Raw genomic sequence first — 8592 nt, 5'->3', positions numbered from 1 at the left:
GTCGCTGGCTGGTGTCCCATCCCTTCCCGCATGGTTCCAAAATCCCGTTACTGTTCGTTTCTTGCCTCAGGAGGCTGTCGGGCTTCACTTGGGCCGACTGAAAAATCGACTGCTCGGCCCATGTCACCGATGATGCTCGATAAATACCTGCGATTCGCGCTCATCTCCTCGAAAACTCCCCTCAATCACCCGGTTTTCCGCTTTGGCCCGTCAAGGCCGACGGTCTCCGGGAAGATAAGTAAGGAACTTCATTTGTCGTTGATTGATCGCCGTTGGCGACGCAATTGTGATCGTGATCCCTCTCGTTTAAATCGTCAAGGCTCACCCTTGCAGGCGGGCTGACGACAAAAGGCACAGAACTTGCTCAGTATACTGAACAAGATTGCCCTGGGACGGTGGCAAAGCTGCGGCCTAGTCTCTGATGATGAAAATGCACAGGATCATCAGCGAGAGCAGATGTAAGTCCGGGATATGCGCGGAATCCGCGCGACGCCAGACGCTGACCTGCTCTGCGAGTGTGCTGCAGGCCCGGGTAGAACGGTGGCATCCGTCATGCCCCTGACGAAAATGCGCAGGCCTCTCCCTCTGTGCGCCAACAATTTGTTCGCATGTCAAAAGGATGACCGTGGGTCGTCAGTCCCGGTGCAGTTTTCTCACAACGTGGACGTTGTCTCGAATGGCGTGGTTCCACCCGCGAACAGAAAGTGGCCGGAGCCATACTGCGGGTTGTCCAATTGTGGATTTGCGGGCTGGTTTTGCCAAATTGATGGACCTGAAGAGCTCGATTTGATTCTGAATGTGCATTTACAGTATGCCGGCCCCTTCTCCGTCCTGACCAGCGACCATCGGCTCGCCCAATGTTGGCATCAAGACGATCCGCGGTGGGCGGCGAGGCAGTTCTTGGGGAAACATAAAGAATGAGAGATTTGAATATGGTCAAAGAACATGCCGACCAGGCAGTGGCCCAGCGATCTCTGGATGAAAACATTAACCCTTCGGCGCTGAAAAGTGGTGAGGGGAGGACGTTTCCCCAGGTCATCTCGGTTACCAGCGGCAAGGGCGGGGTGGGCAAGACCGCCGTAGCGGCCAACGTCGCCATCGCTCTGGCCCGTCTGGGTAAGAAAGTGCTGATCATCGATGCTGTTCTGGGGTTGGCCAACATCGACGTGGTGTTCGGATTGACGCCGAAGTATAACCTCAACCATTTCTTTGCCGGAGAGAAGAGCTTGCAGGAAATCGTGGTCGAGGGGCCCGAGGGGGTTCAGCTCCTGCCTGGGGGGTCTGGCATCCAGTCGGTCACCCGTCTCAACTCCGATCAGAAGCTGCGCTTTCTCGATGCCATGGACGCATTTTATGGTGATTTCGATATTATCATCATCGATACTGAAGCGGGTATTTCAGAAAACGTCACCTTTTTTAACGTTGCGGCGCAGGAAATTCTTGTTGTCACCACCTCCGATCCTACGGCGATCTCCGACGCCTATGCGATAATGAAAGTTCTTTCAACCAAATACCACGAGCGGCGTTTCAATCTTGTTGTGAATTCGGTGTCCGATCAGGACGAGGCCCTTGATGTGTATAAAAAACTCACCCATGTTGCTAACCGCTACCTGGATATTTCCATCGCTTACCTGGGCTGTATCCCTTATGACAAGCGCATGCGTGAGGCGATCTCCAGGCAGAAGGTGATGGTCGAGCTTTATCCGAAAAGTAAAATAAATGGTGCCTTTGAGTCCCTTGCCGAAAGCCTGACCGCGGTGATCCCGAATGTCCAGCCCAAGGGAACCCCACAGTTTTTCTGGAAGCAACTCCTTTCCTTCGGGCAGGGCGAATAGGCATGGCCCTGGATATTCCACCGTGTTTCAGGCTGTGGCAGCGATGGTCGGCAATCTGTCTGGTTGCTATTTTATGCGTTCGTGGCAGTGATATGTTCATTTTGCCGAATGTGGGTCAGAGATAGGGTGGCGCGGGTGAAAAAGATTTTGACCAGTTATGGCCTGGTGAAATGATCATCATTCGACATGGTTTCGATGCCTACGAGGAGGGCGGGACCGAAAAGTTCGGCGGTTCTGGGCCTAGGTTTGGGTATTCTGCGGGGCGTTGAGGAAGAGAGGGGCTTGGAAAGGCTTGACTTTATGCGGGCATTCGTGTAAAGGCCATAAGCATAGAAATGTTTGTGCAGAAACAGGCGACCGGACCGATTGATAGTCAGTCAGTTTAAGAGCGACCGCACAGACCTGAGTCTGGGCGGTTTTTTTGTCGGCAAAGGTTTCAGCACAGCGACAACGCTTCCGTACGACGGAACAGAAGGAGCAAGAGAACAATGGCAGAAGGTACTGTAAAGTGGTTTAACGACGCAAAGGGTTTTGGTTTCATCGAGCAGGACAACGGTCCCGATGTATTCGTACATTTCTCTTCGATTCAGGGCGACGGCTTCAAGTCCCTGCAAGAGGGCGACCGCGTTCGCTTTGAGGTGACCCAGGGCCAGAAGGGCCCCCAGGCCGCCAATGTAACCAGGGCCTAAGCGCTTCTGGACATAGTTGAGCAAAAAAAGCCCCCCGGAAACCGGGGGGCTTTTTTTATTCAACTATGGGTGAATCGTTATCGATGTTGCCGTGGTTCAGAGTTTGCCGGAAAGCTTCAGCACTACTTCGGCGCCGATATATGAGGCGGCGATGACGGCGAACCAGCCGACGACCAGAATGACAGTCATATCTCGATCTCCTTGATTAGTAAACTTCGTTGTGTCCGTCTTTGTTGATATCATCGAGCGACATCTTGCCGGCATCCATCGAGCGCCAGACATAGATGATATAGGCCAGGACGAAGGGGATCGCGAGGGCGATATAGGTCATGGCCGTCAGGGTGTAATGGCTGCTCGAGGCGTTGAAAATGGTCAGGCTGCTCTGCAGGTCGACCTTCGACGGGTAGAAGGCGGTCTCGTTGAAGCCGGCCAGAAAGAGCAGGGCCAGCACGACCAGGACAGTTCCCAAACCGGAAAACCAGATTCCGCGGGTGCTCCCCTTGAACTGTGCCAGAACGACTCCGGCCACGACCAGCACCAGTCCGGCCAGCAGCAGGACCAGGTTCAGCGGCAGCGCGAAGAGGTTGCCCAGGTATTTGCCCGCTTCGACGAAGACGGTGCCGGTAGCGGGATCGACGGCGTAGCCGTCCATGGTGACCAGGCCGCCGAGGACAACGAGCAGAAAGGGGAGGGCGCAGAGCAGGTTGATGAAGGCCGCCCGTTGGGCGCGGGAAACCAGGTCGGCATGAGCCAGGTTGTTGGCCAGGTAGAGGGATCCGAGCACCCGGGCATGAAAGATCAGAAAGACACCGAGCGAAACGTTGAACAGGTTGAAGGCCGCTTCGAGTCCTCTTAAGGGGTGCATCCACTTGACGAAATTATAGTCGTTGAGCAGAAAGTTCGAGCCGGTGAAAAAGGTGCCGATGGCGGCACCGATCAGCAGCAGACCGAGGCTGCCGTTGACGAACAGGAAGACTTCATAGGTGCGGGCGCCGAGAACGTTATTCGGTTTTTTGCGGTATTCGTAGCTGACCGCCTGGATGACAAAGGTGAAGAGAATCGAAATCCAGACCCAGTAGGCGCCGCCGAAGCTGGTGGCGTAGAAGAGCGGGAAGGCGGCAAACAGGGCGCCGCCGAACAGCACCAGGGTGGTGAAGGTCAGTTCCCACTTGCGGCCGAGGGAGTTGATAATCAGGGTCTTTTCGTCTTCCGTTCTGGGCAGCGTGAAGAGCAGGGTTTGTCCGCCCTGGACGAAAGTCATGAAGATAAAGAGGGCGCCGACCAGTGAGACGATGATCCACCAGATCTGCTGCAGTTGGGTAAGAGCAAGGCTGCCAATCATGTTATTTCTCCTCCGGTCCGATGGCGATCTGTTTCAGCATGATGCGGATTTCGGCGATAAGCAGGATGGTGAAGAGGAACAGGAACATGAAGAAGGTTCCCGCCACCGTGGCCGAGGTCAGATTGGAGCGGGCGACGCTGACCGGCAGCAGCCCCTGGATGGCCCAGGGCTGACGGCCGACTTCGGCGACGACCCAGCCGGCTTCGGAGGCGAGGTAGTCGAGAAAGAGTGAAATAACCCCGAGTCCGAGCAGCCAGCGTTTGCCCTCGATGGTATCGCGCAGGGTAAAGACAAGCATCAGGATGAAGAGGATGGGAAAGAAGGTCCCCAGGCCGACCATCACGCGGAAGCTGTAGAAGGAGAGGGCCACGGGAGGGATCGCTTCTTCGGGGCTTTGCAAAAAGCCGTAGCCCAGGTTCGCTTCGTGCTTTCTGAATTCGGCCAGGGCGGTCTCGGCCGCCAGGTTGTTGTCGGCTTTGCGGGCCCCTTTGTAGAGGGCCAGCTGTTCGACGGCAATGCGCCCCGAGGCGGCTTTTTCTGCGACGCCAACCACCCCCTGCTCGGCATTGCCGTAGACCAGGTCGTTGATCCCGGGGACGAAGCCGTCAAAGGAGCGGGTGGCCAGAAACGACAGGGCGCCGGGCAGCTTGATGGCGAACAGGTAGGGGTCCGAGGTGTCGCCGGGCTGGGTGTCCCCGCGCAGAACGCCGACGGCACAGAGGGCGCAGTTGGTGTCCCCTTCGTAAAGCCCCTCGATCGCAGCAAGTTTCATGGGCTGTTTCTGGGCTACGGTGTAGGCCGATTCATCGCCGGTAAAGGCGACGAAAACCGAAGCGATGACGCCGAACACCGAGGCGACGATGATGCTTTTCTTGGCCATTTCCCGGTGCCGATTGCGCAGCAGAAACCAGGAGGAAACCGCCACCACGAAGAGAGCGCCTACCTGGAAGCTGGAACTGGTGGTGTGAGTAAATTTGCCGATGGCCATGGGCGAGAGGAGCACTTCCCAGAAATTCTCCATTTCGAAGCGGGCGCTGTCGGGATTGAACGCCATGCCGACGGGGTACTGCATCCAGCCGTTGGCGACCAGAATCCACAGGGCCGAGAGGTTGGAGCCGATGGCTACCATCCAGGTCGAAAAGAGGTGGAAGCGCTTGGAGACGCGGTTCCAGCCGAAGAACATCACGGCGAAAAAGGTCGCTTCAAGGAAGAAGGCGAAGATCCCCTCGGCCGCCAGCGGGGCGCCGAAGATGTCGCCGACCATCCATGAGTAGTTCGACCAGTTGGTGCCGAATTCAAACTCGAGGATGATGCCGGTGGCGACGCCGATGGCGAAGTTGACCGCAAAAAGGGACATCCAGAACTTGGTGATACGCTTCCATTCTTCATTGCCGGTACGCACGTACAGGGTTTCAAAGAAGGCGAGCAGAAACGAGAGGCCCAGGGTCAGCGGGACGAATATCCAGTGGTACATGGCGGTCAGGGCAAACTGGGCGCGGGCCCAGTTTACCATTGAAAGGTCGATCGGATCGATCACGGGTGCCTCCTTCAGTGTTCATTGCCGTTCGTTTTACTGGAAACGGTCAGGTTGTCGATAACATGTTCAGCGCGTTGGGTGTCGCTGGTGAAATTTCTGTTCAGGTAGTTGGGCAAAACGAAGTTGGCCAGCACCAGGAGTACCGCCAACTTGATCAGGATGATTTTCCAGAGGGTGCGGCCAAGCACCATCGAGCGGAAGCCGTCCCGGTAAAAATGGTAGATTTTTTTCAGCAAGGCCTTTTCTCCAGGGGTCAGGGGTTGCTCAGCTCGGCCAGGGTGACCTCGTCGAGGACCTGCTGTACCTGCTCCTGCACCCTGCGCCAGACCGGGTGCACGTTGCAGGTGTCGCTCCGTTCGCAGGTCCCCGCGCCGATCAGGCAGCGGTTGGGGCAGATCGGGCCCTCAACAGCCTCGACCACCTCGCGCAGGGTGATCTGTGCCGCCGGCCGGGCCAGGCAAAAGCCGCCGCCCGCGCCGCGGCTCGAGCGGACAATGCCGAGGCGGGTGATGCTCTGGAAGATTTTAGCCAGAAAGCTCTGCGGAACATCGACGGCGTCGGCGATCTCACTGATCAGGACTAATTTGCCCGGTTCCTGTTTGGCCAGGTAAATTATGCCCCTAATTGCGTATTCTCCCTTGCGGGTCAGTCCCATCATAATTGTCACCCAAAAGATCGTTTTTATCTTTTTACATTCCGGGGAATGGAATGTCAAGGACCATTTTGGTCTTAATTCAATTTGCCGGGAATTTTTTCAACAAGGCGGCGGTCCGGCCGGCAGGATTTTCTCCGTAGGACTGCATTCAGTCGAAAAAAAGGTTATTATAAAAAACAGAAATCCGATTAGCTCGAGTTTAGCTCTCGCCAATGAAGGTGCAACCGAAGAAGGGAACTGGCATGGAAAATCTCGACCAAGTCATCCAGGTTGTCGCCCTGAGCATGGGGGTCGCCTGGGCCAGCGGCATCAACCTGTACGCCGCGATCCTTATGCTTGGCCTGCTGGGAGCCAGCGGCAACATGGTCTTGCCGCCGGGGCTCGAGGTGTTGACCGAGCCGATGGTGATCTTTGCCGCCGGCCTGATGTACCTGATCGAGTTTTTTGCCGACAAGACCCCCGGAGTCGATACGGGGTGGGATACTATCCACACCTTCATCCGGATTCCGGCCGGAGCGGTGCTGGCCGCCGGTGCGGTCGGCGAGGTGAGCCCGGCGGTGGCCATCGCCGTCGGGCTGCTCGGCGGCGGACTGGCCGCCGGCACCCATGCCACCAAGGCCGGCTCAAGGGTGATGATCAACAGTTCGCCGGAGCCGTTTTCCAACTGGATCGCTTCGGTCAGCGAAGATGTTGCGGTGGTCGGCGGCTTGTGGGCGGCCCTGCATTATCCCTGGATCTTTGTCGGCGGACTGGTTGTCTTTATCCTGCTGATGATCTGGCTCTTGCCGAAGATCTGGCGGGGGGTGAAGAAGGTGTTCGGGTTTCTCGGCCGGATTTTCCGGGGTCGGGGAAGCGAATCGCCGCCGACGGACGGCGGCGGAACCGATATCCAGGTGTAGGACGAAAAAGCCGGCGTATGCCGGCTTTTTCGTGCCGGCGGGTTATTCGCCGAGGCTGATGGCGTCGACCGGGCAGGCCGGGATGCAGATGCCGTCGAGGTCGCAGACGGCGTGATTGATGACGGCGAGATCGCCTTCCATGCTGATGGCGTCGACCGGGCAGGCGCTGACGCAGGCGCCGCAGCCGGTACAGGTTTCGGGATCGACGATGATTTTCATGGGAACTCCTTGTGGTTGAAATCAGCAGATGCGCGGCAGCTGTTCGCCGGCCAGCATTTCGATGGCGCGCCGGCCGCCGATGGCGGTGCGCATCAGCACTTTTCCGGGGGCCGTGCCGGTCACCTCGCCGATGATCGCGGCCTTTTCCCCTTCCGGGTGGCGGCGGACCAGGGCGAGGATTTCATCGGCTGCTTCCGGGGCAACCGCCGCCAGCAGTTTCCCCTCGTTGGCGACGAACAGCGGGTCGAGGCCGAGGATGGCGCAGGCTCCAGCCACCGTATCGTCCACCGGCAGCGCCGATTCGTCAAGGGTTATTTCCACCTGCGACTGGCGGGCGATCTCTTTCAGGGTGGTGGCGACCCCGCCGCGGGTCGGGTCGCGCAGCACGTGAACGCTGCCGCCGCAGGTCGCCAGCAGGTCGGCGACCAGGTGGTTGAGGGCGGCGCTGTCGCTGCGGATGTCGGCATCGAGTTCGAGCCCTTCGCGGCTGGCCAGTACGGCCATGCCGTGGTCGCCGAGGGTGCCGTTGATGAGGATCTTGTCGCCGACCCGCGCGCCGCTGCCGGTGATTTCCAGGTCGTGATCGAAGACGCCGATCCCCGAAGTGTTGATGAACAGCTTGTCCCCCTTGCCCTTGGGGACCACCTTGGTGTCGCCGGTGACAATGCGCACGCCGGCTTTTTCGGCGGCCTCCCGCATCGACTCCAGGATGATTTTCAGCTCGGTCAGCAGCAGCCCCTCTTCGAGGATGAAGGCGACCGAGATCGCCAGCGGCCGTGCGCCGGCCATGGCCAGGTCGTTGACCGTGCCGTTGACGGCCAGGTCGCCGATGTTGCCGCCGGGAAAGAAAATCGGGTCGATCACGTAGGAATCGGTGGTGAAGGCCAGTCGGCCGCCTTCATGATGAAGGATGGCCGAGTCGTTCTGGTCGCGCTCGGCCACCTGCGACAGGGTCGGAATGATCAGCGTATCGAGCAGCTGGTGGCTGAGCTTGCCGCCGCTGCCGTGGCCGAGGAGGATGATGTCGGAATTCATTGAGTGGATAACTCCAAATATTGAGGCGAAGGGGCAACCCCCTGTGGTTGCCCTTGTACGCATCACGTCGGCGGTTGTAAATCCTCAAGCCAGGGCAGGCACGGGGGCCTGCCCCTACCATGGATGATTTATTCCATGCCGTATTTATACTCCGCAGCGCAAGTTCCTTCACTCGAAACCATGCAGGCGCCGACCGGGTTTTCCGGGGTGCAGGCGCTGCGAAAGAGCGGGCAGTCTTTGGGGCCGATCTTTCCCTTGAGGATGTCGCCGCAGCGGCAGCCGACAGGCTCTCTGGGCGGCTCCACCTCGACCGGCAGCTTGCGGGCCGCATCGAAGGCGGCGAACTGGTCGCGGATTTTAAGGCCGCTGCCGGGGATGGCG

9 protein-coding genes and 1 pseudogene are annotated in these 8592 nt (G+C 58.4%); 3 read left to right on the top strand and 7 right to left on the bottom strand.

The features are described 5' to 3' along the window. Positions 1 to 917 precede the first annotated feature (917 nt). A complete protein-coding gene (locus tag ABYV89_RS11575; RefSeq protein WP_432823110.1) occupies positions 918 to 1835 on the top strand; it encodes a MinD/ParA family protein in 918 nt (305 codons plus the stop codon). Positions 1836 to 2323: 488 nt separating this feature from the next. Next, complete coding sequence (locus ABYV89_RS11570; protein WP_432823109.1) at positions 2324 to 2524, top strand: cold-shock protein; 201 nt, start codon at positions 2324 to 2326, stop codon at positions 2522 to 2524. Between the two features lie 205 nt (positions 2525 to 2729). Here ABYV89_RS11570 and cydB read toward each other — a convergent pair whose 3' ends face one another. Genes cydB through ABYV89_RS11550 form a run of 4 tightly spaced genes read right to left on the bottom strand, consistent with a single transcriptional unit; the run spans position 2730 to position 6061 of the window. Continuing rightward, entirely contained in the window at positions 2730 to 3866 is a 1137-nt protein-coding gene (cydB, locus tag ABYV89_RS11565; RefSeq protein ID WP_432823108.1) for a cytochrome d ubiquinol oxidase subunit II, read from the bottom strand. Between the two features lies 1 nt (position 3867). Then, positions 3868 to 5403 carry a cytochrome ubiquinol oxidase subunit I gene (locus ABYV89_RS11560; protein WP_432823107.1) on the bottom strand — a complete coding sequence of 512 codons (1536 nt, stop codon included), beginning with the start codon at positions 5401 to 5403 and terminating at the stop codon, positions 3868 to 3870. 11 nt (positions 5404 to 5414) lie between these two features. Beyond that, positions 5415 to 5639, bottom strand: coding sequence for a DUF4492 domain-containing protein (locus ABYV89_RS11555; RefSeq protein ID WP_432823106.1), 225 nt, complete (start codon positions 5637 to 5639; stop codon positions 5415 to 5417). Positions 5640 to 5656: 17 nt separating this feature from the next. Next, complete coding sequence (locus ABYV89_RS11550; protein ID WP_432823105.1) at positions 5657 to 6061, bottom strand: RrF2 family transcriptional regulator; 405 nt, start codon at positions 6059 to 6061, stop codon at positions 5657 to 5659. 239 nt (positions 6062 to 6300) lie between these two features. On the opposite strand from ABYV89_RS11550, the gene ABYV89_RS11545 reads away from it, so the two are divergent. Then, the gene (locus ABYV89_RS11545) at positions 6301 to 6957 is read left to right on the top strand and encodes a DUF4126 domain-containing protein (RefSeq protein ID WP_432823104.1); all 657 of its coding nucleotides are present in this window, start codon (positions 6301 to 6303) and stop codon (positions 6955 to 6957) included. Positions 6958 to 6999: 42 nt separating this feature from the next. Here ABYV89_RS11545 and ABYV89_RS11540 read toward each other — a convergent pair whose 3' ends face one another. From ABYV89_RS11540 to ABYV89_RS11530, 3 genes and pseudogenes are all read right to left on the bottom strand, one after another. Next, positions 7000 to 7176 (bottom strand): indolepyruvate ferredoxin oxidoreductase subunit alpha, encoded by a 177-nt coding sequence (locus ABYV89_RS11540; protein WP_432823103.1) that lies wholly within the window; start codon positions 7174 to 7176, stop codon positions 7000 to 7002. Between the two features lie 21 nt (positions 7177 to 7197). Continuing rightward, the gene (hypE, locus tag ABYV89_RS11535; protein ID WP_432823102.1) at positions 7198 to 8211 is read right to left on the bottom strand and encodes a hydrogenase expression/formation protein HypE; all 1014 of its coding nucleotides are present in this window, start codon (positions 8209 to 8211) and stop codon (positions 7198 to 7200) included. Positions 8212 to 8339: 128 nt separating this feature from the next. Continuing rightward, positions 8340 to 8592, bottom strand: a pseudogene (locus ABYV89_RS11530) (hydrogenase formation protein HypD); the annotation flags it as partial.

This window comes from Trichloromonas sp. (genome assembly GCF_041583255.1).
Lineage (GTDB): Bacteria > Desulfobacterota > Desulfuromonadia > Desulfuromonadales > Trichloromonadaceae > Trichloromonas.
Note: the sequence above shows the minus strand (reverse complement) of the source record. Positions and strands in the feature narration are given on the sequence as shown.

Coding starts and splice junctions, on each gene's coding strand:
- ABYV89_RS11540 (WP_432823103.1), bottom strand. CDS start 7,176: ATGAAAATCATCGTCGATCCCGAAACCTGTACCGGCTGCGGCGCCTGC.
- hypE (WP_432823102.1), bottom strand. CDS start 8,211: ATGAATTCCGACATCATCCTCCTCGGCCACGGCAGCGGCGGCAAGCTC.
- cydB (WP_432823108.1), bottom strand. CDS start 3,866: ATGATTGGCAGCCTTGCTCTTACCCAACTGCAGCAGATCTGGTGGATC.
- ABYV89_RS11545 (WP_432823104.1), top strand. CDS start 6,301: ATGGAAAATCTCGACCAAGTCATCCAGGTTGTCGCCCTGAGCATGGGG.
- ABYV89_RS11570 (WP_432823109.1), top strand. CDS start 2,324: ATGGCAGAAGGTACTGTAAAGTGGTTTAACGACGCAAAGGGTTTTGGT.
- ABYV89_RS11550 (WP_432823105.1), bottom strand. CDS start 6,061: ATGATGGGACTGACCCGCAAGGGAGAATACGCAATTAGGGGCATAATT.
- ABYV89_RS11575 (WP_432823110.1), top strand. CDS start 918: ATGAGAGATTTGAATATGGTCAAAGAACATGCCGACCAGGCAGTGGCC.